The organism is Ectopseudomonas oleovorans (assembly GCF_003052605.1).
In the GTDB taxonomy this organism is placed as follows: Bacteria; Pseudomonadota; Gammaproteobacteria; order Pseudomonadales; family Pseudomonadaceae; genus Aquipseudomonas; species Aquipseudomonas oleovorans_A.
Genome location: NZ_QASO01000108.1, coordinates 23,598 through 46,324, shown reverse-complemented (window position 1 = coordinate 46,324; position 22,727 = coordinate 23,598). Strand labels below are relative to the sequence as shown.

General features: G+C 63.5%; 19 protein-coding genes. 8 read left to right on the top strand and 11 right to left on the bottom strand.

Annotated elements, in window-relative coordinates; all coding sequences use genetic code 11:
* Nucleotides 1-2: 2 nt before the first annotated feature.
* From DBO86_RS18070 to DBO86_RS18060, 3 genes are read right to left on the bottom strand one after another with little or no spacing between them, the layout of a single operon-like run.
* The gene (locus tag DBO86_RS18070) at nt 3-1,430 is read right to left on the bottom strand and encodes an N-acetylmuramoyl-L-alanine amidase (protein WP_208630493.1); all 1,428 of its coding nucleotides are present in this window, start codon (nt 1,428-1,430) and stop codon (nt 3-5) included.
* A gap of 10 nt (nt 1,431-1,440) precedes the next feature.
* A complete protein-coding gene (gene tsaE, locus DBO86_RS18065; protein WP_039964293.1) occupies nt 1,441-1,908 on the bottom strand; it encodes a tRNA (adenosine(37)-N6)-threonylcarbamoyltransferase complex ATPase subunit type 1 TsaE in 468 nt (155 codons plus the stop codon).
* The gene (locus DBO86_RS18060) at nt 1,896-3,395 is read right to left on the bottom strand and encodes an NAD(P)H-hydrate dehydratase (protein ID WP_108234424.1); all 1,500 of its coding nucleotides are present in this window, start codon (nt 3,393-3,395) and stop codon (nt 1,896-1,898) included. The genes tsaE and DBO86_RS18060 overlap by 13 nt, the downstream gene beginning before the upstream one ends.
* 60 nt (nt 3,396-3,455) lie before the next feature.
* On the opposite strand from DBO86_RS18060, the gene queG reads away from it, so the two are divergent.
* Nucleotides 3,456-4,520, top strand: coding sequence for a tRNA epoxyqueuosine(34) reductase QueG (queG, locus tag DBO86_RS18055; protein ID WP_104730128.1), 1,065 nt, complete (start codon nt 3,456-3,458; stop codon nt 4,518-4,520).
* Nucleotides 4,521-4,604: 84 nt separating this feature from the next.
* Here the strand turns inward: queG and orn are convergent, their stop codons facing one another.
* Both orn and DBO86_RS18045 read right to left on the bottom strand, forming a co-directional pair.
* On the bottom strand, nt 4,605-5,147 hold the full coding sequence (gene orn / locus DBO86_RS18050; protein WP_003459177.1) for an oligoribonuclease: 543 nt from the start codon (nt 5,145-5,147) through the stop codon (nt 4,605-4,607).
* Between the two features lie 29 nt (nt 5,148-5,176).
* Nucleotides 5,177-5,971, bottom strand: coding sequence for a class I SAM-dependent methyltransferase (locus tag DBO86_RS18045; RefSeq protein WP_108234423.1), 795 nt, complete (start codon nt 5,969-5,971; stop codon nt 5,177-5,179).
* Nucleotides 5,972-6,058: 87 nt separating this feature from the next.
* Here DBO86_RS18045 and rsgA point away from each other — a divergent pair, with 87 nt between their 5' ends.
* Nucleotides 6,059-7,090, top strand: coding sequence for a small ribosomal subunit biogenesis GTPase RsgA (rsgA, locus tag DBO86_RS18040; RefSeq protein ID WP_084340809.1), 1,032 nt, complete (start codon nt 6,059-6,061; stop codon nt 7,088-7,090).
* On the opposite strand, the gene motB is transcribed toward rsgA, so the two are convergent.
* Together motB and motA are read right to left on the bottom strand one after the other, a co-directional pair.
* The gene (gene motB, locus DBO86_RS18035) at nt 7,084-8,079 is read right to left on the bottom strand and encodes a flagellar motor protein MotB (protein WP_108234422.1); all 996 of its coding nucleotides are present in this window, start codon (nt 8,077-8,079) and stop codon (nt 7,084-7,086) included. The two genes, rsgA and motB, sit on opposite strands and share 7 nt — an antisense overlap.
* 3 nt (nt 8,080-8,082) lie before the next feature.
* Nucleotides 8,083-8,934 carry a flagellar motor stator protein MotA gene (gene motA, locus DBO86_RS18030; RefSeq protein ID WP_108234421.1) on the bottom strand — a complete coding sequence of 284 codons (852 nt, stop codon included), beginning with the start codon at nt 8,932-8,934 and terminating at the stop codon, nt 8,083-8,085.
* 119 nt (nt 8,935-9,053) lie between these two features.
* Here motA and DBO86_RS18025 point away from each other — a divergent pair, with 119 nt between their 5' ends.
* The 5 genes from DBO86_RS18025 (at nt 9,054) to DBO86_RS18005 (ending at nt 16,476) form a co-directional block, all read left to right on the top strand.
* Nucleotides 9,054-10,577 (top strand): HDOD domain-containing protein, encoded by a 1,524-nt coding sequence (locus DBO86_RS18025; protein WP_108234420.1) that lies wholly within the window; start codon nt 9,054-9,056, stop codon nt 10,575-10,577.
* Between the two features lie 50 nt (nt 10,578-10,627).
* Nucleotides 10,628-11,443, top strand: a complete 816-nt coding sequence (locus DBO86_RS18020; protein ID WP_108234419.1) for a rhodanese-like domain-containing protein — start codon at nt 10,628-10,630, stop codon at nt 11,441-11,443.
* A gap of 70 nt (nt 11,444-11,513) precedes the next feature.
* Nucleotides 11,514-12,374: an archaetidylserine decarboxylase gene (asd, locus tag DBO86_RS18015; protein ID WP_074855083.1), complete on the top strand. Its 861-nt coding sequence runs from the start codon at nt 11,514-11,516 to the stop codon at nt 12,372-12,374.
* Between the two features lie 167 nt (nt 12,375-12,541).
* Complete coding sequence (locus DBO86_RS18010) at nt 12,542-14,344, top strand: molecular chaperone (protein ID WP_108234418.1); 1,803 nt, start codon at nt 12,542-12,544, stop codon at nt 14,342-14,344.
* A gap of 62 nt (nt 14,345-14,406) precedes the next feature.
* Nucleotides 14,407-16,476 carry an EAL domain-containing response regulator gene (locus tag DBO86_RS18005; RefSeq protein WP_108234417.1) on the top strand — a complete coding sequence of 690 codons (2,070 nt, stop codon included), beginning with the start codon at nt 14,407-14,409 and terminating at the stop codon, nt 16,474-16,476.
* Between the two features lie 226 nt (nt 16,477-16,702).
* Here DBO86_RS18005 and serB read toward each other — a convergent pair whose 3' ends face one another.
* A complete protein-coding gene (serB, locus tag DBO86_RS17995) occupies nt 16,703-17,917 on the bottom strand; it encodes a phosphoserine phosphatase SerB (RefSeq protein WP_074855085.1) in 1,215 nt (404 codons plus the stop codon).
* A 174-nt stretch (nt 17,918-18,091) separates the two neighbouring features.
* On the opposite strand from serB, the gene DBO86_RS17990 reads away from it, so the two are divergent.
* On the top strand, nt 18,092-19,618 hold the full coding sequence (locus DBO86_RS17990; RefSeq protein ID WP_108234416.1) for an AhpA/YtjB family protein: 1,527 nt from the start codon (nt 18,092-18,094) through the stop codon (nt 19,616-19,618).
* A gap of 65 nt (nt 19,619-19,683) precedes the next feature.
* Here DBO86_RS17990 and DBO86_RS17985 read toward each other — a convergent pair whose 3' ends face one another.
* From DBO86_RS17985 to DBO86_RS17975, 3 genes are all read right to left on the bottom strand, one after another.
* Entirely contained in the window at nt 19,684-20,592 is a 909-nt protein-coding gene (locus DBO86_RS17985; RefSeq protein WP_003459158.1) for a hypothetical protein, read from the bottom strand.
* 145 nt (nt 20,593-20,737) lie between these two features.
* Nucleotides 20,738-21,547, bottom strand: a complete 810-nt coding sequence (locus DBO86_RS17980; RefSeq protein WP_017678645.1) for an aldo/keto reductase — start codon at nt 21,545-21,547, stop codon at nt 20,738-20,740.
* The gene (locus DBO86_RS17975; protein ID WP_108234415.1) at nt 21,544-22,719 is read right to left on the bottom strand and encodes an NAD(P)/FAD-dependent oxidoreductase; all 1,176 of its coding nucleotides are present in this window, start codon (nt 22,717-22,719) and stop codon (nt 21,544-21,546) included. Before DBO86_RS17975 ends, DBO86_RS17980 begins: the two co-directional genes overlap by 4 nt.
* Nucleotides 22,720-22,727 lie beyond the last annotated feature (8 nt).

Here is a 22,727-nt window from a genome sequence, read left to right as displayed (position 1 = left end):
CACTACTGGGCTGCCAGCGCTGTGGCGGGTATCTGCAATGTCTGGCCGACTTTGATCACGTCACCATTGAGCTTATTGGCACTGCGCAATGCCACCAGACTGATCTGGTAGCGCTGGGCGATCAGCGCCAGGCTCTCGCCGCGTGCCACCACATGCTCACGCGGGCCGGCAACGATCTTGCCTTCATCACGCAGCCAGGCTACGTAGGTGCCGGGCGGCGGATTCTCGTGGAAGAACTGCTTGACCCCGGTGGTAATGGAGCGCGCCAGTGCCTGCTGATGGCTGGCAGTGTGCAGCTTCTTCGCCTCATTGGGATTGGAGATGAACCCGGTTTCCACCAGGATCGAAGGAATATCCGGCGACTTCAGCACCATGAACCCTGCTTGCTCGACGCGCCGCTTGTGCAGCGGGGTGATGCTGCTCATGTTCGACAACACCTTCTGCCCGACATTCAGGCTGGAAGACAGCGACGCAGTCATCGACAGGTCCAGCAGCACGCCGGCGAGCATCTTGTCCTTGTCGTCGAGACTGACGTTGCCGGCACCGCCGATCAGGTCAGACTGGTTCTCGGCATCGGCCAGCCAGCGAGCGGTCTCGGAGGTTGCTCCGCGCTCGGACAAGGCATAGACCGACGCACCGAAGGCCGAAGCGCGCGGCGCTGCATCGGCATGAATGGACACGAACAGATCCGCGCCCTTCTTGCGCGCAATCTCGGTGCGCTTGCGCAGTGGAATGAAGTAATCCCCCGTGCGTACCAACTCGCCGCGAAAGCCTTTCTCGGCATTGATCTGTCGCTGCAATTCCCTGGAAATGGCCAAGGTCACGTTCTTCTCGTACTGCCCTTTGACCGGCGACAGCGCACCAGGGTCTTCGCCACCATGGCCGGCATCGATGGCGATAACAATATCGCGCTTGCCGTTGGGCACAGGCGTCAGCTTGGGTGGCGGCTGGGTCGGCGTGACCGGCACGGGCGGCGCGCTGGCGGCAACGCTGGAGGTCGGCGCAGAGGGCGGCGCACTGCCCTGATCGAACAGGTCGACAACCAGGCGATGGCCGTACTGCTGATTGGGCGCCAGGGTAAAGCTCTTCGGCGAAACCGGTGCCGACAAATCGATGACCACGCGCAGGTCATCAGCGCTGCGCTGCGCCGAGCGCACACCGGTGATCGGGGTGTTGGCCAGCGAAAGTTGCTCGAGACTGGTAGCCAACTTGGCGCCACTGACGTCGATAACGATGCGATCAGGTGCGGCAAGGGTGAACACGCTGTGCTGTACCGGGCCAGACAGATCGAAGACCAGACGGGTATTGTCCGGGGCACGCCACAGACGCACGCTCCGTATATCGGAGGCAGCCAGGGCCTCGGCAGCCAGGGCCGCCAACAACACCCCCACAGCTGTAACCAGCGCGCCTATGCGCATAACCAACCCCATCGCTTCTTATTCATTCCTTGCTGCTCAGGGCCTTGCACCAGGCCTCCCCTCGAGCCCCATACCCCTGCAGCAACAGCGAACGGCCGCTCGCTTGAGGGCTAATGGTAATGTCCAGGTCGGGCTTTGGCAAAACGCCCGCGCCACGCTGCGGCCACTCGATCAGGCACAGAGCGGCACCTTCGAAGTAATCGCGAATCCCGAGAAACTCAAGCTCCTCGGGATCGACCAGGCGATACAGGTCGAAGTGGAAGGCGCGTACGCCACCAATCTCATAGGGTTCGACCAGGGTGAAGGTCGGGCTCTTGACTGCCCCGACATGGCCCAGGCCGCGCAGAATACCGCGTGACAGGGTGGTCTTGCCGGCCCCCAGATCACCATGCAGATAAATCGTGCCGACACCTCCACTGACCTCGGCGATCGACGCGCCCAACGCCAGCATCGCAGCCTCGTCGGCCGCCTCGAATCTCACTTCGTACAAGGACACACCTCCTCCAATAACTGACGAATGGTACAGGGCAGATCACCGGCAGCCAGCCCGCGCCCCTGCGCAGCCAGCACCTCACCGGCACGTGCATGCAGCCATACCGCCAGGCAGGCCGCATCATACGCGGCCATGCCCTGCGCTAGCAGCGCACCAATCAATCCAGCCAGAACATCACCCAAGCCGGCTCCTGCCATCGCTGGATGGCCGCGATCACACAGCGCCAGACGTCCATCCGGCGCGGCGACCAGACTACCGGCGCCCTTGAGCACTACCACCAGACCAAAACGTTGCGCCAGGGCCCGCACGGCAGCCGGCCGATCAGCCTGCACGCTTGCGGTATCGATACCCAGCAAACGCGCCGCTTCACCCGGATGCGGCGTCAACACGCCATGACGCGGAGCACTGACCTGCCCAGCCGCAAGCAGATTCAACGCATCGGCATCCCATACCTGCGGCTGATCGCTACCCGCCACGCCAGACAGCAAACTACGGCTCCAGGCCCCCTGACCCAGGCCAGGCCCTACCACGCAGACATCGGCGCGCTCGACCAGTCTCAGCAACTGATTGGCCGAGGCTAGCGCGGCACACATGATTTCTGGCCGACGTACCAGGGCGGCAGCAACATGTTCAGCGCGCGTGGCCAACGACACTAACCCGGCACCGGCACGCAGCGCGCTATCGGCGCACAGCAACGCAGCGCCGCCCATTCCCAGGTCACCCCCAACTACCAGCAGGTGACCGAACTGACCCTTGTGTGCCACTGGCGAGCGGGCGGCCAGACGCGGCAGGTTAGCTGGATCGAGACGCTGCGCCACGCTGGGCGCCCGAGCCAATAGCTCAGCGTCGCCCTGTAGATCGTCGAACTGCAACTCGCCGCACAACTGCGGGCCGACACCCGTGAACAGGCCGAGCTTGAGCGCGATAAAGGTCACCGTCAGGTCGGCGCGCACCGCCACCCCCAGGCGCGCGCCGCTATCGGCGTGCAAACCAGAAGGAATATCCACCGCCAGCACCGGCAAGCCACTCTGGTTGAGCATGCGCATCGCCTGGGCATAAGGCTCACGCACCGCACCAGCCAGCCCCGTGCCGAGCATCGCATCGACCACGATGCCAGCCAGTGGCGCGCATTCGCTCCAGGGCAGCACATCCACGCCCGCCCTTCGCGCCTCGGCGCAGGCCTGCTCAGCATCGCCACTCAGAGCAGCAGGATCACCCACCGCCAGCACGCGCACGCGCCAACCGGTACGCTGAGCCAGAGCCGCAATCAGGTAGCCGTCACCGGCATTGTTACCACGCCCGGCCAGCACGGTGATTTCGCCGGCATCCGGCCAGCGTCTGCGCAAGGCGCGCCAGGCCGCGTGGGCGGCGCGTTGCATCAACTCGAAACCGGGCGTGCCGGCGGCGATCAACTGCGCATCCAGCGCACGCACCTGTTCGGCACTGTGCAGGCTCAACGGTAAAGAGGCTGGTAGTAGATGCATGGCTCGCTCACCACGGATGTCTGGCAGAATTATACCTACGTCCATCGCCTGCGCCCGCCCATGTCCGATCAAACCCTCGACCTCAATGCTCTGGCCCTGTCCATCAAGGACTGGGGGCGTGAGCTGGGCTTTCAGCAAGTCGGCATCACCGATGTCGAGCTGGGCGAACACGAGGCGCACCTGCAACGCTGGCTGGCAGCCGGCTATCAGGGCGAGATGGACTACATGGCCGCCCACGGCAGCAAGCGCTCACACCCGGACGAACTGGTACCTGGCACCCTGCGCGTGGTGTCGCTGCGCATGGACTACCTGCCCGGCGACACGCAGATGGCCCAGCGCCTCAACGAGCCGGAACAGGCCTACGTGTCGCGCTACGCCCTGGGCCGCGACTACCACAAACTGATCCGCAAGCGCTTGCAACAACTGGCCGAACGCATCCAGCAGCAGATCGGTCCGTTCGGCTACCGCGCCTTCGTCGACAGCGCCCCGGTGCTGGAAAAGGCCATCGCCGAAAAAGCCGGTCTCGGCTGGATCGGCAAGAACACCCTGGTGCTCAACCGCAAGGCCGGCAGCTATTTCTTTCTCGGCGAGCTGTTCGTCGACCTGCCACTGCCGGTGGATGTCCCACACGCCAGCGAGCATTGCGGGCGCTGCAGCGCGTGCATGGATATCTGCCCCACTGCGGCCTTCGCCGGGCCCTACGCGCTGGATGCCCGGCGCTGCATTTCCTACCTGACCATCGAGCTGAAAGGCTCGATCCCCGAAGAGTTGCGTGCGCCCATCGGCAACCGGGTGTTCGGCTGCGACGACTGTCAGATCGTCTGCCCCTGGAATCGCTTCGCTCGCCCCACCGAACAGGGCGACTTCCAGCCGCGCCACGGCCTGGACAACAGCGGCCTGGCCGAGCTGTTCATGTGGACGGAAGAGGAGTTTCTCAGCCGCACCGAAGGCTCGCCGCTACGCCGTGCCGGCTACGAGCGCTGGCTGCGTAACCTGGCGGTCGGCCTGGGCAATGCGCCCTCCACCATCCCGGTACTACAGGCTCTGCAGGCGCGCCGCGAACACCCTTCAGCGCTAGTGCGCGAGCATGTGGCGTGGGCCCTGGAGCGGCACGGCGCTTTGTAGCCTGGACGAAATCCGGGAGTGGCGCCGCCCGTTTGCCCGGATTACATCTGGGCTACGCACGCGCGACGCGCCGGGGTGGCTCATTTACACCTTGAGGAAATGCTCACGGTAGTGGCGCAACTCGGCGATGGACTCACGGATATCGTCCAGCGCCTGGTGGGTGGCGGTTTTCTGGAAGCTGTCCCTGACCTGCGGCGCCCACAGGCCGGCGAGGATCTTCAGGGTCGAGACGTCCAGGTAGCGGTAGTGGAAGTAGGCTTCCAGGGCCGGCATGTACTTGTAGAGAAAGCGGCGATCCTGGCCGATGCTGTTGCCGCAGATCGGCGACTGGCCCTTGGGCACCCACTGTTCGAGGAAGGCGATGGTCTGTGCTTCGGCCGCCGCCGTGTCGATCTTGCTTTCACGCACGCGCTGGGTCAGGCCGCTCTGGCCATGGGTGCGGGTGTTCCATTCGTCCATGCCGGCCAGAGCCTCGTCGCTCTGGTGAACGGCGATCACCGGGCCTTCGGCCAACACGTTCAGCTCGCTGTCGGTGACGATGGTGGCCATCTCGATGATCACGTCACGCTCCGGCTCCAGGCCGGTCATCTCCAGGTCGATCCAGATCAGGTTGTTGGGGTTTTGCATGGTTAGGCTCCTTGGCTCAGGCGCCAAGTCTAGCGGATCTCAGCGCCCTTCATGTGCCAGAGAAACAGGGACGTTTGCCGTCCTTCGTTGATCTCGAGCTCGCGATCAGCCGGCACGCCCGGAATCTCGAAGGTGTTGCTGATCAGCCAGCTATTGGCGTGCATCTCGACTTGCGCCTTGTTCCACAGGCGCGCCATCGGCACCGGCGAGAGAAAGCAGTAGACGACATCGAAGTCGCCGAGCTCGACCTGCCACAGACTCCGATAACGAATGCTGCAGTTCTCCTGTAGCAGGCAGCGTAGCCAGGCGAAAACGAAGAGCAGCGGCGCCGTCTCGACACCAACGAACTGCCCGCGCGGAAACCGTCTGGCCAGCTGTAGCACCGTGCCAGCAGTACCACAACCCAGGTCAACAAAGCGCAGCGGCGGCTCACGCTCGCTCAAGCACTGCTGCAAGCGTTGCTGCGCCTTGCGCCCACTCAGGTAGAGCGGCACCTGTTCGCGCAGACTGTTCCAGTTGACCAGTAGCAGCAGGACGAAGCCCAGCAGGAACAACCAGGCCGGTAAATCGGCGCGCTGCATCACCAGCAGCGCGGGCAGAAACGCCAGATTGATCCACAACCACCAGCGTGACAGGCCCAAGCGCCAGCCGATCCCGGCGGCCACAACACCTTGCAGCAGCGCCACCGAAAACAACGACATGCGCCAGGGCAGCAACGCCAGCAGATAGACCAGCACCACCACCAGCGCCAAGGCCAGACCCTGCGCTAAAAGAGCGCGCAATAACGGTAGCCGCAGCACCGTTCGTTCCTCGCCTGCCGTCATTCCCGACCTCTGTTCCTGACAGCCGAATGGCCGCCGAGCGCTCATGCTAAACTCGCCGCGATCAACACTCCACTACCCGGATGCTCCATGGCCAAACGCCAACTCAACCGCCGCCAGAACTGGCGGATCGAAAAGATTCAAGGCGAGCGCGCCGAGCGCGCCGCCAAGCGTGAATCGCGAGCAATGGAAGCACTGGAAGGCGGTGACCTCGGCCCGGAACAGACCGGCCTGGTAATCGCCCACTTCGGCGTACAGGTGGAAATCGAAGGTTTGCAGGGCGAGATGGCCGGCCAGGTGTTTCGCTGCCACCTGCGCGCCAACCTGCCGGCACTGGTCACCGGTGATCAGGTGGTCTGGCGCCCCGGCAATCAGGGTGACGGCGTCATCGTCGCGCAACTGCCGAGAAACAGCGAACTGTGCCGCCCCGACATGCGCGGCCAACTCAAGCCGGTGGCGGCCAACGTCGACCAGATCGTCATCGTCTTCGCGCCGCTGCCCGAGCCGCACGCCAACCTGATCGACCGTTATCTGGTTGCCGCCGAGCACGCGGGCATTCGCCCGCTACTGCTGCTGAACAAGGCCGATCTGATCGATGAGCAGAACCAGGTAGCGCTGGACGCGCTGCTCAAGGTCTATCGTGAGCTCGAGTACCCACTGCTGGAAGTCTCGGCCCATCAGGGCGATGGCATGGAGCAGCTGAAACATCGCCTGAACGGAAACGTCAGCGTATTCGTCGGCCAATCTGGCGTGGGCAAGTCATCCTTGGTCAACAGCCTACTGCCCGGTGTCGATACGCGTGTCGGCGCGCTGTCGGAGTTGACCGGCAAGGGGACGCACACCACCACCACCGCACGGCTTTTCCACTTTCCCGGTGGTGGCCAATTGATCGACTCCCCGGGCATTCGCGAATTCGGCCTCGGCCATGTCAGTCGTGATGACGTGGAAGCGGGCTTCATCGAATTCCACGACCTACTCGGGCGCTGCCGCTTCCGTGACTGCAAGCATGATCGCGAACCCGGGTGTGCGCTTTTGCAGGCCCTGGAAGACGGCCGCGTGCAGCCACAGCGCATGGCCAGCTACCGACACATCATCGCCAGCCTACCGGAAGACGATTACTGATTATTCAGTTGATCGAACTGCAAGGCGCCTTCTTCGAAGATATTCAGGCGCTGCTGCAGTTGCTCTGGCGCTAGCGGTTCACTCGCCGCGTCCGCCGGAGCTTCGCCTGGCGCGGGCGCAGCGCCTTCCTCAACGCCTTGTTCGCCCTCGATGGCGCGCTGCGCCTTCTTGGTCAGCACAACGATATCGATGCGCCGATTGACCGGATTGAATGGGTCCTCGCGGTCGAACAGCGCCGACGAGGCATAGCCGACCACCTGCGCCACCTGCTCGTCCGGGTAGCCGCCCGCCACCAATGTGCGCCTCGCGGCGTTGGCACGGTCGGATGACAGCTCCCAGTTGCCGAAATCGCCGCGCCCTACGAACGGCTTGGCATCGGTGTGACCGCTGATGCTGATCTTGTTCGGCACCGCGCGAATGGTGTCGGCCATGGCCAGCAGGATGTCTTCGAAATAGGGCTGAAGACTGGCACTACCGAGGGCGAACATCGGTCGATTCTCGGCGTCCATGATCTGGATGCGCAGGCCATCCTGGGTGATTTCGAACAGTATCTGGTCCTTGAAACGCTGCAGCTCGGGATTCTCTTCGACCTTGTTCTGCAGCTCCTGCAACAGCAGCTCCAGACGTTCCTGCTCCATCTTTTCAGCCAGGGTTTCGATCTGATCGGTGCTGACGCCGGACTCATCCGGTTGACTCTCCGGCGTCTCGGAGATGTCCGGATTGAGAGTGCGCTCGGGCGCTGGCGTAGGCGTGCCGCCCAGGTCGATAACGTATGGACTGGCACTCTCGGTGAAACCGATCGGATCCTGGAAATAGCCGGAAATGGCTTTCTTCTGTTCCGGAGTGGCCGATGTCATCAGCCACATGACCAGGAAGAACGCCATCATGGCGATTGCGAAGTCGGCAAAAGCGATCTTCCAGGCACCGCCATGGTGTCCGCCAGCGGTCTTTTTGACCCGCTTGACGATGATAGGTTGGTTATTTTCCATGGCTTAGCTGCCGCGCATGGCCTGTTCGAGCTCGCTGAAGCTCGGACGATGCGCCGGATACAACACCTTTCGCCCGAACTCTACAGCCAGGGTCGGCGGCATGCCGGACGCCGATGCAACCAGGGTCGCCTTGATCGCTTCGTAGAGATTCAGCTCTTCCTTGGCATCATGCTCAAGGGCGTTCGACAGTGGGCCAAAGAAACCGTAGGACGCGAGAATGCCGAGGAAGGTACCGACAAGGGCAGTACCCACCTTTTCACCGATCTGCGCGTTGTCCGCCTCGGCGAGGATCGACATGGTGATCACGATGCCCAGCACGGCCGCGACGATACCCATGGCCGGCATGCCGTCGGCGACCTTGGCCACGGCGTGCGCCGGGTGCTCCACTTCCTCCTTGAGACTGGCCAGTTCCATGTCGAACAGGCCTTCGAGTTCGTGCGGCGCCATGTTGCCGGAAGACATGATGCGCAGGTAATCGCAGATGAATGCAGTCATCCGCGCATCCTTGAGCACGCCTGGATACTTGCTGAAGATCGGGCTGGCGTTGGGATCTTCGACGTCTGCCTCGATGGCCATCATGCCCTCGCGGCGACTCTTGTTGAGGATCTCGTACAGCAGTTTGAGCACTTCGAGGTAATAAGCGTGGGTAAAGCGACTGCCAAACATGCTCAGCGATTTCTTGAAAACCTGCATGAACATGCTGCCGGGGTTGGCCTGGAGGAATGCACCCAGCGCCGCGCCGCCAATAATCAGAACCTCGAAGGGGTGGACCAATGCCATGAACTGCCCACCCGAGAGTATGAACCCGCCGAGCACGCAGCCAAAAACAACAATGATGCCGATGATTTTTACCATGAAAGGAACGCTTGTAGAGCCTAGTGGACGGGTTATTAAAAACAACCCTTCTAATTATCGGAATTTATACGCCAGACTATAGCCAGTTATGGTCAAAAGCCAGTTCGACTCGAGCCAATATGCCGACGTCAAAGTCTCTGCCACGCACGCTGGACACCTGGGTACAACATCTGGGCAAGTTGCCACTGCCTATCGAGCAGCAGCAGCATTTGCGCCTGCGTCGCATCCTGGGAGACAGTCGCCGAACCTGGCGCGAAATTGCCGAGGCGATAGAGTCCAGCCCCTCTTTCGCCCTGCAGGTACTGCGCGAGGCAAACCAATCGAGCAACAGCCTCAGCGATCCAGCCGAGAGCATCGAGACCGCGCTGTCGCGCCTGGGCCTGAGCCGCTGCGAAGCCCTGCTCAGCCAGGCGCCTGCCCTGCCAGAAAGCGACATCCCTCTAGCATTCAAGCAGATTTTGCTGATCAGTCAGCATGCCAGCCAACAGGCTCGTGGCCTGTTCGGTGCACGCCTGGCACGCCTGTGGAATGAACTGCACGGCTGCAGCCTGCTGTTTCTTTCACCCATCTGGCCATTGCTGTGCGCCCATCCGCAGCTGTTCGAGGCCTGGGAGCAACGCGTGCTGCTCAAGGGCGAACGGCCCGCTGCAGTCGAGAAAGAGCTGCTCGGCGTCACCTTGATCCAGCTGTGCGTCAAACTGGCCGAGCGCTGGCGACTTCCAGAATGGATCGTGCGCGGCTACCGCCTGCTCGAGCGTGATCGTCGCCAACTGGTCCGGGCGCTGCACATCGCTCGCGACAACGAGCATCCCCTGCATCAACAGCAGATGCTCGACGCCGACATCCCCCTGCGCCACTGGCTCACCCATCCGAGCAACTGCGTGCTGCTGGCCAACGGTTTGGCAGTATCCGCTCACCACGCCTGGGATACCGCGCACAGCCTGCGCTGGCAGCGCCTTACCGGACTTTACCTGCAGATCCCTCTGAATGAGCTGCAACAGGAAGTGCACCAGCACGCCGTGAGCAGCGCACGCCTGATTCACGATCCCGCGCTGTGGCACCCGGCTCAGGCGCTGATCTGGCCATGGGACGCCCATCGCCTGAAACCAGCCGTCAGCGCCGCAGCACCACCCAAGCGCGATGACCTTGCCGCCTGGCGCCAGCACTGTGCACGTTTGCTTGCCGACCCCAGCACCTTTGCCAATGTGCCGCAGCTGACTGCCTGCGCCCGCGACGCCTTGCAGGCCTGCGGCCTGAAGCGCGTACTGCTGCTTCTTGCCGATCGCCAACACACCCGCCTGCAAACCCAACAACAGGCGGGGCTCAATGCCAGCGCAGCCACCCTCAGCCTCGACCCGGCACAAAGTCAGGTGTTGAAACGCCTGCTCAGCGCGCCAGGACAACTGCGCCTGACGCCCAGCAACGTGGCGCAGTTTTCGGCACTGCTGCCAGGCAACCTCAAGGCCATGTTTCCCAGCGAGCATCTGCTGCTGCGCTCTGTGGCCAATAATGGTCGGGTAGTGATGCTGGTCGTGGCCGACCAGGGCGGCCAACCACTCAATGACGTCTGCCTGCAGGCGTTCGGCAAGACCATGCAGTGCATCGAGCGCGCGCTGGGCAGCTTTTCCAGGCGCGAGCGCTGACGCGCTCTGTTTCCGCTACAATCGACCTCTTTTCATTCAAGGAGGCCGTCATGTCCGCCTTCGACAACTTGCCACTGGTGATCGAGCCTGCCCAACTGGCCGAACGCCTGGATGCAGCCGACCTGATCCTGCTCGATCTGAGCAGCGCAGCGCGCTACGCCGCCGGCCACATACCGGGCGCGCGCTGGGTGGATGCCAAGCGCACGCAACTGGGCCTGCCGCCCGCCCCCGGCCTGCTACCCGAGCGAGCGCAGCTCGAAGCGCTGTTCGCCGATATCGGCCATCACGCGAATGCCGTTTATGTGGTCTACGACGATGAGGGCGGTCCCTGGGCCGGTCGTTTCATCTGGCTGCTCGACGTGATCGACCATCAGCGTTACCACTTCCTCAACGGCGGTCTGCAGGCCTGGATCAGCGATGGCCTCGAGCTGAGCCAGGAGGAGCCCGCAGTGACCCGCACCGAGGTATCACTGACGCTGAGCGATGCCCCCACCGCCACCCGCGAGTACCTGCAATCGCGCCTGGATGCCGCCGATCTGGCCATCTGGGACGTGCGCGGCGCAGACGAATATCGCGGCGAAAAACTGAGTTCAGCGCGCGGCGGGCATATCCCCGGCGCCACCCATTTCGAATGGACCGCCGGCATGGACCCGCAACGCGGTATGCGCATTCGCACGGATATCGCCGAAGTCCTGCAAGGCCTGGGCATCACGCCCGACAAGGAAGTGATCACTCACTGCCAGACACACCGTCGCTCCGGCTTCAGCTACGTGGTGGCCAAGGCACTCGGCTATCCACGCGTGAAGGCCTATGCCGGCTCCTGGTCCGAGTGGGGCAACCTGCCCGACACGCCCATCGAACGCTGAGTCCGTCGACCATTCAGTTGCACCCGGCCTGGCCACGCCAGTGTCGGTTCAGAACCTTCAAGGAAACACGATGAAACAACGTCTTTTTATCCTCAGCCAGTACCTGCTGCCTCATCACCTGCTGTCGCGCCTGATCGGCTGCGTTGCCGAATGCCGTATCGCCTGGCTGAAGAATCCGCTGATCTCGTGGTTCGCCAAGCAGTACCAGGTCAACATGAGCGAAGCGCAAGTCGAGGACCTGCGTGCTTACGAGCATTTCAACGCGTTCTTCACCCGCGCCCTGAAAGACGGCGCGCGCCCGCTGGATGAAACTCCCGGCGCCATTCTCAGCCCGGCCGACGGGGCGATCAGCCAACTCGGCGCCATCGAGCACGGCCGCATCTTCCAGGCCAAGGGCCACAGTTTCAGCGCTGTCGAACTCCTCGGTGGCGACGCCGAGCGTGCAGCGCCATTCATGGGTGGCCAGTTCGCCACCGTGTACCTCTCGCCGAAGGATTATCACCGCGTCCATATGCCGTTGGGCGGCACGCTGAAAGAGATGGTCTATGTGCCGGGCCGCCTGTTCTCAGTCAACCAGACCACCGCAGAAAACGTGCCGGAACTGTTCGCCCGCAACGAGCGCGTGGTCTGCCTGTTCGACACCGAGCGCGGGCCGATGGCCGTGGTACTGGTGGGCGCGATGATCGTGGCCAGCGTGGAAACCGTATGGGCCGGCCTGGTCACGCCCCCCAAGCGCGAGCTGAAGAGCACACGCTATGACGCGCAAGCACGCGGGCCGATCGAACTGGCCAAGGGCGCAGAAATGGGCCGCTTCAAACTGGGCTCCACTGCCATCGTCCTGTTCGGCCCGAATCAGGTGCAATGGGCGCAAGAGCTGGGCGCTGGCAGCGCGGTGCGCATGGGCCAACTGATGGGCACGGCTCAGGACTGAACCGTTGAGAAAAGGAACCCGCATCTCGACCGTTCGGTCATAGATCCGTACTCTGGCGAGGCAGGCCGTCCGCGCGGATGGGCTGCCAGCACAGGCAGATACTGTTAGAGTTCGCAAGACTATTACTAGAGCCGCTTGGTATTGCGTGGCCGGAGTATCCGAGTTTGATGGATAGACAGAGTACCCACCTTCAACTGTTGCGCGTTCCCACGCCGAGCAAGCAGAGCCTCAGTTTCTGCGACGGCAGCCCCCGTGATCTGAAACGCTGGATCGCAGGCCTGCCCAAGGCGAACATCGGTGAAACTGCACGTCAGTTGTATCAGAGCCTGGTGGAACTCAATCAATTCCTCACCCCTTCGGAAAATCGCCTGCAGTTGCTCGAATTGCTGCGCCCGGAAGTCAGCTTCGTCTGCCAACACCTGGAGCGTCACTTTCTCAACCAGGCCATCGTTCTCGACGAGCGCCCGCGCAAGGTGGCCAACCTGTGCCAGGCGCTGCAGAACCACCTGGCCGTCGGCTACAAGCTGATCATTTCCCGCGTGATCGCCCGCAGCGGCAAGGATCGCGACCAGTTGCTCGCCGTCTCCCTGCAGCGCGCCAGCCACAGCCTCTGCAAGGCGCTGATTCGTGCCAGTCAGCTTTACTGCCCGGTTCCGGAAGGGCTCTGGCTGGAGCTGCACCAGCTCTATCAGATTGCCTGCGAGCAGCGCCTGCAGCGCCAGGTCATTCGTGACCCGCTGGCACGCCATACTCCGGGCATGAGCACCGAGCAGACCTACGTGACCGCACTGCTGCTCGGCTGCGCGCGCACCAACCAGATGCGCCAGAACGGCATCGCCCGCCTGGCAGAAGCGCTGGAGCCCTGGAGCGCGCAGGTCAAGCTGCAGCCAGGCGACCATGCCGACAGCCTGTTCGTACTGGCGCCGCAGATCGACGGCCCGCCACGCTACAAGTCCCTGTATCAGAGCAGCGAATTGCACAACCTGCTGGGCATCGACACGCAACCGCTGGTCGATGCCATCAAGGAATACCTGGAACTCCCGGAAGAAGAACGCAGCAAATCGCGCCTGATGATTCCGGAAGGCATCACCCTCGATCTGCTGCAGCACGTTGCCGCAGCCTGGGGCGACATCGCCGAGCGCACCTTCCAGCGCACGCCGGGGCAAGGCAGCCTGACCCTGTGCATCGGCATGACCGCGCTGCATTTCTTCCTCTCCGGATGCCGCTCGTTCGCAGAAGTGCTCAAACGTCCGGTCGAGCTGGGCGCTGCGGTATTCAAGCCTGCCACGGGCGAGCCTGATGTCTGGTCTAACGCCTTCGATGCCCAGCGCAATGCGGCTGACGAAATCCACTTCGAAGAGATTCAGTACACCAAGGTAACCCCCGATGAACAGGCGCAGCCTGAGAACAATGGCAAGAGTTACCCGACCTTCCCCCTGCCCATCGTCAATCACAGCCCAGGCGGCTATTGCCTGTCCTGGCCCAAGGACGTCCCCAGCCAACTGCAGGCCGGTGAACTGCTGGGCGTACAAGACAACCCCAGTCAGGGCTGGAGCGTGGCCGTCGTGCGCTGGATTCGCCAGGTGCGCGGCGGCGGCACGCAGATGGGTATCGAGCTGATCGCGCCGCACGCACGCCCCTGCGGCCTGAAACTGCTACGCAAGGCCGAGCAGAACAGCCAGTACCTGCGCGCCCTGCTGCTACCGGAAATCAGCGCCATTTCTCGTCCCGCCAGCCTGATCACGCCGCGCCTGCCCTTCCAGGAAGGCAGCAAGGTACTGATCAACGACCACGGCGAAGAGCACCGAGCGGTACTGACGCGCAAGCAAGTCAGCACCGGCAGCTTCAGCCAGTTCGAGTATCACCGAGTGGGCGTGGAAGAAGCCTCAGCCGGGACACCGGTCACAGCCTCGCAAAGCCAGAAGCCTACGGGGGAGGAAGATTTTGACTCACTCTGGAAGTCGCTGTAGGCTCCGGCGAACTCACCATTTGTCGCCTTTTCGCGTCCGTTCGGCGCGGTATTAACCCCCCTATGGCCATCGAAAAAAAAACCATCCGCCTGCTGATTCTCGAAGACTCGCAGAACGAAGCAGAGCGCCTGGTCAGTCTGTTCCGCAACGCCGGGCACGCCACGCGCGTGCATCGCCTGACCTCCAGCGATGACCTTGCTGAAAGCCTGCAACAGACCTGGGACTTGCTCATCTGCGCCCCCAGTAGCGAGCACCTCGAACCCAGCGAGGCGATAACCGCCATCCGCCGCCAGGCCAAGGACATCCCTGTCATCCAGCTGGTCGAGGACAACGACTCAGAGATGATCACCCAAGCCCTGCTGTTCGGTGCACAGGACGCCCTACCGCAAGGCGAGGACGAACGCCTGGTGCTGGTGGCCAAGCGCGAGCTGGCCAACCTTGAAGAGCGTCGCGCCCGCCGTGCTGCGGAAGTGGCACTGCGTGAAGCGGAGAAGCGCTGCCAGCTGCTGTTGGAAAGCTCGGTGGACGCCATCACCTACGTCCACGAGGGCATGCACATCTACGCCAACCGTGCCTATCTCGAGCTGTTCAGCTACGAGGATGGTGACGAGCTGGAAGGCATGCCGATGATCGACCTGATCGCCAGTGCCGATCACGCTGCGTTCAAGGATTTCCTGAAGAACTACCAGAGCGCCGAAGGCAATGCCGAGCTCAATTGCCAGGGCGTACGCGCCGATGGCAGCAGCTTCGCCGTGCAAATGACCTTCTCCCCCGCCACCTATGATGGCGAGCCGTGCATTCAGGTGGTGATCCGCGCAAAAACCTCCAATGCCGAACTGGAAGAAAAACTACGCGAGATCAGCAGCCAGGATCTGGTCACCGGCCTGTTCAACCGCAATCACTTCCTCGAGCTGATGGACAACGCCGCCGAGCGCGCCGTCAACACCGGTCAGCCCTCGACCCTGGCGTACATCCGTGTCGACCGCTATGCCAGCATGCAGGGCGAGATCGGCCTGGCCGGCATCGACCTGCTGCTGACCGACCTGGCCGGCCTGCTGCGCGAACATTTCCCGGCGGATACCCAACTGGCCCGTTTCGGTGACGACGTGTTCACCGCCCTGCTCCCGGGCCAGACGTCCGAGCAGTGCCAAGCCAGCCTGGCGACCCTGCTGAAGAAGGTCGAAGCCCACCTGTTCGATGTCAGCGGCCGCACCGCGCAGACCACCCTGTCGATTGGCGTAGCCGGCCTCAGCGAGAAAACCGCCAAGGCGCAGGAAGTCCTCGATCGCGCGCACCGCTGCGCCGACGAGCTCAATGACGGCAATGCCATCAAAGTGTTCAACCCGGCCGATGAGCTGGCCGCAGCCGCCAACCGCGGCAACCTGCTGGCGATGGTGCAGCAAGCACTGGAGAACAACAGCTTCCGGCTGCTGTTCCAGCCGATCATTAGCCTGCGTGGCGACGCCCACGAACATTACGAAGTGCTGCTGCGCCTGCTCAACCCACAGGGTGAAGAAGTGCCGCCGGCGCAGTTCCTCGCCGCGGCCAAGGACGCGGGCCTGGGCGAGAAGATCGACCGCTGGGTGATCCTCAACTCGATCAAGCTGCTGGCCGACCACCGCTCCAAAGGCCATAACACCCGTCTGTTCGTGCACCTGTCCAGCGCCAGCCTGCAGGATCAAACGCTGCTGCCCTGGCTCAGCGTGGCACTCAAGGCCGCTCGCCTGCCGTCGGACTCGCTGGTGTTCCAGTTCAGCGAACCGGACGCCATCGCCTACCTGAAGCAGGCCAAAACCCTGACCCAGGGCCTTGCCGAACTGCACTGCAAAATCGCCCTGAGCCAGTTCGGCTGCGCCCTGAACCCGTTCAACACGCTCAAGCACCTGCAAGTGGACTTCGTCAAAGTCGACGGTTCGTTCTCCCAGGACCTGAGCAATGCAGAGAACCAGGAAGCGCTGAAAACCCTGCTCAGCAGCTTGCATGCCCAGGCCAAGCTGACCATCGTGCCCTTCGTCGAAAGTGCCAGCGTACTGGCGACGCTATGGCAGGCCGGGGTCAACTTCATTCAGGGCTACTACCTGCAGGGCCCGAGCCAGTCGATGGACTACGACTTCTCCGCTGGCGACGAATAAATCCCGCCGACGAAAAAGCCACCTGAACAGGTTAATGCCGATCAGATAAGGTGGCCGTGGCCAAAGCGGCTTTTCGTAGGAGCCCCGCCTCGGGGCGAAGTTTTTCGATGGCGCGTCACCCTGGTTCGCGGCGGGGCGCCGCTCCTACCCATTGGCTGCGTCGACGCTTAACTGACTGGCATTAACCTGAACAGGTGGCTTTTTATATCCGAGACGGCGCCGGTGCTTATTCCTGCCCCTCACGGTCGCGAAAACCCAGCAGATAAAGAATGCCATCCAGCCCCAGGGTGGAGATCGCCTGCTTGGCCGATTGCTTGACCAGCGGCTTGGCGCGGAAAGCCACGCCGAGACCGGCCAGACCGAGCATCGGCAGGTCATTGGCACCATCGCCGACGGCGATGGTCTGTTCCAGCTGCAAACCTTCCTTCTGCGCCAGCTCACGCAGCAAATCGGCCTTGCGCTGCGCGTCGACGATGGGCTCGACGGCCACGCCGGTGACCTTGCCGTTCTCGATCTGCAGTTCGTTGGCAAACACGTAGTCGATGCCCAGCTTGGCCTGCAACTGCCTGGCGAAGTAGGTGAAGCCACCAGAAAGGATCGCGGTCTTGTAACCCAGGCGCTTGAGCTCGGCGAACAGCACCTCGGCACCTTCGGTCAGACGCAGGGACGCGCCGATCTCTTCCAGCACGTCTTCCGACAGGCCCTGCAGCAAGCCCAGACGCTCCTTGAAGCTGGCGCGGAAATCCAGCTCGCCACGCATGGCGCGCTCGGTGATCTCGGCCACCTGCTCGCCAACACCGGCAGCCTTGGCCAGCTCGTCGATCACCTCGGCCTCGATCAGCGTCGAATCCATGTCGAACACCGCCAGGCGGCGGTTACGGCGGAACACCGAGTCACGCTGGAAGGCGATATCGACGTTGAGCTCCTGCGCCACGCTGAGGAATTCGGCGCGCAACGCCGCCGGGTCGGCCGGCTCGCCGCGCACGGAAAACTCGATGCAGCCCTTGCCCTGCTCAGCCGGCATATCCAGCGGCATGCGCCCGGAAAGGCGGTCGATATGGTCGATGTTCAGACCGTACTTGGCGGTGATCGCGCTGACGCGTTGCAACTGCTCGGCGCTGACCTTACGCGTCAACAGCGTCACGATATGGCGCGCCTTGCCCTGGCCACCGACCCACTGGCGGTAGTCGTCTTCGGAGACCGGGGTGAAACGTACCTGCTGATCGAGCTCGTAGGCGGTGAACAGCAGATCCTTGAGCACCGACTGGGAGCGGCCGTTGTCAGGAATCTCGATGAGGATGCCGAACGACAGGGTGTCGTGGATTACCGCCTGGCCGATATCGAGGATGTTCACCCCGCCCTGAGCCAGCACGCCGGTGATGGCTGCGGTAAGTCCGGGGCGATCCTCGCCGGTGATATTGATCAGGACGATTTCGCGCAAGACGCACCCTCCAAGGCAAACGATTGAGGCAGGCAAGCAGCGAATTGGCCACCGACCGACGAAAAGGCGCACATTCTACCCAGTTTCCCGTCGATCCGGGCAGCCATGCGCTTTGCCCACCCCAGACCGCTCGCTATACTGCGCGGCAACTTCAGTCGACAAGAGCCGTGCTCTGTGAACCGGCCTGCGCCCGTCAAACCCGATAACTTCTTCATCCTGATCTTCCACGCGCTGCGTCAGCGGCGCGTGCCTCTGGTGCTGCGCATCGCCAGCCACAGCCTGCTGCTGGTGGCCTTGGCGATGGTCATCTACGCCTGGGTCATGGGCATGCAGTTCAAGCAGGCCATGCAGCAGCAGGCCGATGCACTGGGTCAGGCGCTGATCACCCAGACGGCGGCCTCGGCCACCGAACTGCTGGTGTCCAACGACATCCTCAGCCTCAACGTGCTGCTGAACAACCTGGCGAAGAACCCGCTGGTGGCCCATGCGGCCATCTACAGCGTGGACAGTCGCATCCTCGCCGAAGCCGGCGCGCGCCCGACACGCAGCGTGCTGGGTGAAACCGAAGGTTTGTACTCCACCTCCATCACCTTCCAGGAAGTGATGGCCGGGCAGTTGCGCATCAGCCTGGACATGAGCCAGTTCCAGCAGCCGATGACCATCAGCCTGCAGAGTATGGGCATTCTCAGCCTGATCCTGCTGGCACTGACCCTGTCGCTGAGCATGCGCCTCGGCCGGCATATTTCCACGCCACTGCTGCAGATGCGCCTATGGCTGCGCGACCCGGACGACCCTGCACCGGGCGCCGGACGCAACGACGAGATCGGTGACCTGGCGCGCCAGCTACAGGCGCGCCTGGTACCGGAAAAACCGGAGCCCGCACAGGAACTGGATGACGAACAGCTGCTCGATGACAGCGAGGACTATCTGCACGAAGAAGACGACGAGCGCTTCGACAAGCAGGAGAAGATCCCAGCCGAACATGCTGCCCTCAATGCAGCGGACATCAGCGATAAGTATGGCGATGACGAGCCGCTCAAGCCCTGGCCTGACACGATAGAGCCGGATGATCCCTTTGCCGACCTGCGTGACGAGTCCGAGGCGCCTGCGCCGGTCGCCAAGGCTCCGCGCCCATCGCAAGCTAGCGCCGTACTAGCCATTCAACTCGGTGCTCAGGAGCAGCTGCGTCGCCTGCCGCGTACGCGCCTGCTGGACCTGCTGGATCGTTATCGGGGTTGCCTGGAACAGGCTGCTGCGCTCTATCAGGGACAACTTCATACCCTCAAGGACGGCAGCAGCCTGATGCTGTTCCACGAGCGCGAGTGCGGCGAGGATTACCTGACCCACGCGATCTGCTGTGGCGAGCTGATGCGCGCCTTGGGCCACGCCCTGCAGATCGAGGTCGCCGACAGCGGCATCACCCTGCAACTGGGGCTGACCCTGGGCAGTGATCTGGAAGAGCTGGGTCAGGCCGACCTGTTGCTCAGCGACAGCGCCCTGGACGCCCTGGCCTTGTCGCAACACAGCCGCAATCTGCTGCTGGTCGAGCAACGCGTCGCCCAGGATGCCCTGGCCCGCCAGCGTGCGCGCATCCGCCCGATTGCCAGCCCGGAAGGAGCCAGCTGCGTGGAGCGCCTGCTCGACCCTTATCCGGCGCTGCTGGAGCGGCAACTGACGCGCATGCGCGACAGCCGAGTGTGAAAGCGGCGCAGCCCATGTAGGGCGCGTGTAACCCGCCAGACGGCCAACGGCGGGTTACACCCGCCCTACGCGCTGGCCAATGCTCGCCGCTGCGGGGGTTTCACACCGTAGCGCTGCAGCCAGTCCTTCCAGCGAATCCGCTCGTCACGTACCAGCCAGCCATCCTGTTCGGCAAAGCTCTCCGACAGCCACACCCCTCGGGTGCTGGCAGGCAGCAACTCGCCCTTGCGTAGGGTGAACAGCCCACCGCTGGGCACGCCGCGCTGCAATGCCAGCAGATAGATGTCCGGCCGGCGACGCTCCAGACGCGCCACCAGGCGGCCGTCTTCCAAACATTCATCGACGTGGAACAGACTCAGCTGACGGGCATCTCGCGGCAGCTCCAGGCTCAGGTCGTAGACCAGCTGCAAGGATGCCGTAGGCAGATGCACATAGGCGCGCGGGCGCTCGAGCAAGGTCAGGTTGCCGCACTGCACGGGCCGCGCAGCGCCGGACAGCGGGCTGAGGCGAAAGTGACTCGACTCGCGATAACGCAGCGCGCCCTGATAGGGCGTGGGCAACCAGGTATCGGAGAAACGCCCGCCCAGCCAGCCATCGGCACACTCCAGCAGGCATTCCTCGGCTACTTCCTGAACCGCGGTAAGCAGCGGCAGATTCAACTCGTGCGCCGGCACATAGCCGGAAATCAGCTTGAGCACGGTATCACCACGATCCGGCCGCCGCTGGCGCACCAGCAACCAGTAGTCACGGCCATGCAGGCGCAGGGTCAGACGCACCGAAACTCCGAGGTTGGCCAGCTCGACGGAAAACCGTGAGCTGTCCGCCACCTCGACCGGGCGGCGGCGTTCGAGCATCTGCTGGAAATTCAGCGGCTGCCCGAGGCTCTGGTAGCTCAGCCCATCAGGGCCGGCTTCGACGAACAGCGGCAGGGTCTTGAAGTTACTCGGGTCCTTGCGGATCAGCGTACGCGGCATCTCGACTCCTTGTTCCAACTGGGCGTGAGACGGCTCGGCAGCCAGCGTTCACGCGAGGGTCAGGTTGAAGCGAAAACCGCTCAAGGCTGCCCCAAGCCGACCGCCCAGCACAACCCAAGGCTGTAAGAGGACGTGACCGGGGACCTTAGCGGATGCCCTGTAAAACCGCCGCCACAGTCGCGACATTGGCCGCCAGGTGCGCGGGCGTGATGGTGCCGACGATGGCGCTGCTGACGCCCGGATGCGCGAAGATCAGCTCGAAGCTGGCGCGCACCGGGTCGACACCCTCGGCCAGGCAGGCATGCCCGCTGGCCAGCGCCTTCTTGATCAGGATGCCCTTGGCATGACTGGCAGCGTAGTCCAATACCGGCTTCTCGCCCTGCTCACTGAGGTTATAGGTGACCATGGCGCAGTCGCCTTGTTCCAGCGCCAGCAGCCCACCCTCGACGGTCTTGCCGGAAATCCCGTAGCCGAGAATCTTGCCCTCGCGCTTGAGCTCGGCCAGCGTCTCGTACACACCTGTCTCGCGCAGCACGGCAAGATCGTTGCCGTCGGAGTGCACCAGCAGCAGATCGATACGATCGGTCTCCAGGCGCTTGAGGCTGCGCTCGACCGAAAAGCGAGTATGTGCGGGGGAGAAATCGAAGTGCGATCGGCCCTGCTCGAACTCCTCGCCGCTCTTGCTGACGATCACCCACTCATCACGCTGGCCACGCAACAGCGGGCCAAGGCGTTGCTCGCTGATACCGTAGGCCGGCGCGGTATCGATCAGGTTGATACCCAGCTCGCGCGCCTGCTGCAGCAAGGCCCGCGCCTGCGCATCGTCGGGAATGGTGAAGCCGTTGGGATACTTGACGCCCTGGTCGCGCCCCAGCTTGACCGTACCCAGGCCCAGCGGCGAAACCCGCAAGCCGGTGGAGCCCAGCGGGCGATGCAGATCGTGCAGAGTGCTCATGGCAGCAAAGCCTCCCATACCGGCTGGCCCAACGCAGGGCGCGGCAGCTCAGGCAACGGCGCATGGCCAGCCGGTTGCACCTTATCCCGCTGCAGCGTGGCCAGTACGCGGTCGGCGAAGTCCGGCGCCAGCGCCAGTTTGGTCGGCCAGCCCACCAGCAGACGCTGTTGCTCGGCCAAAAACGCGTTATCAGGGCGCACCAGACCCGACTGCGCGGGTTCGGCGCGATCGACGCGCAATGTGGCCCAGCGCGTCTGACTCTGGTCGACCCAGGGCAGCAGCGAAGCCATCTCCTTTTTCGCGGCCTCAATCTGCGCCGCCTCGTCGCGGGCGACGCCATCGGCTTCGGCCAGATCGCCGCCGAGGTACCAGACCCATTGGCCATCGGCCGCCGGATGGGTGGTCACGGTAACCCGAGGCTTAGGCCCGCCACCAAGGCAATGGGCGTACAAGGGTTTCAGCGCCGGCCCCTTGGCCAGCACCATATGCAGCGGGCGCAACTGCTGCGCGGGCTGCTCGACACCCAGTGCGGCGAGCAGGTCGGCATTGCCGGCCCCCGCGCTGAACACCACGCGCTGCGCACGAATCTCGCGACCATCGACGATCAGCCCGCACAGCTCATCGTTCTCCTGCAGCGGTTCGATACGCTCGGCGGCCAGCAGGCTATCACCGGCGAGCTCAGCCAGGCGTGCGATCAGGCTCGGTACATCGAGCACCAGCTCGGCCAGGCGATAGACCTTGCCCTTGAATTTCGGATGCTGCAGTGCAGGCGGCAATTGCTCGCCCTTGACCTGATCGACGCGGCCACGCACCGCCTTGCTGGCGAAGAAGCTGGTGAGGTTACCGGCCAGGGTGCCAGGGGACCACAGGTAATGCGCGTCGGAGAGAATGCGTACGCCGGACAGATCCAGCTCGCCGTTTCCGGCCAGCGCCTCGCGCCAGCGGCGCGGCATGTCGGCTATGGCCTCGGAGGCACCGGTCAGCGCGCCATGCAGGGCGTATTTGGCGCCGCCATGGATGATGCCCTGTGACTTCAGGCTCTGCCCACCGCCCAGGCTGCCGCGCTCCACCAGAACGGTGGCGAAGCCCTGCTGACGCAGGCGCGCATTGAGCCAGAGGCCGGCAATACCGCCGCCGACGATCAGGACATCGGTGCTGAGAGCTTGGGACATGAACGCGC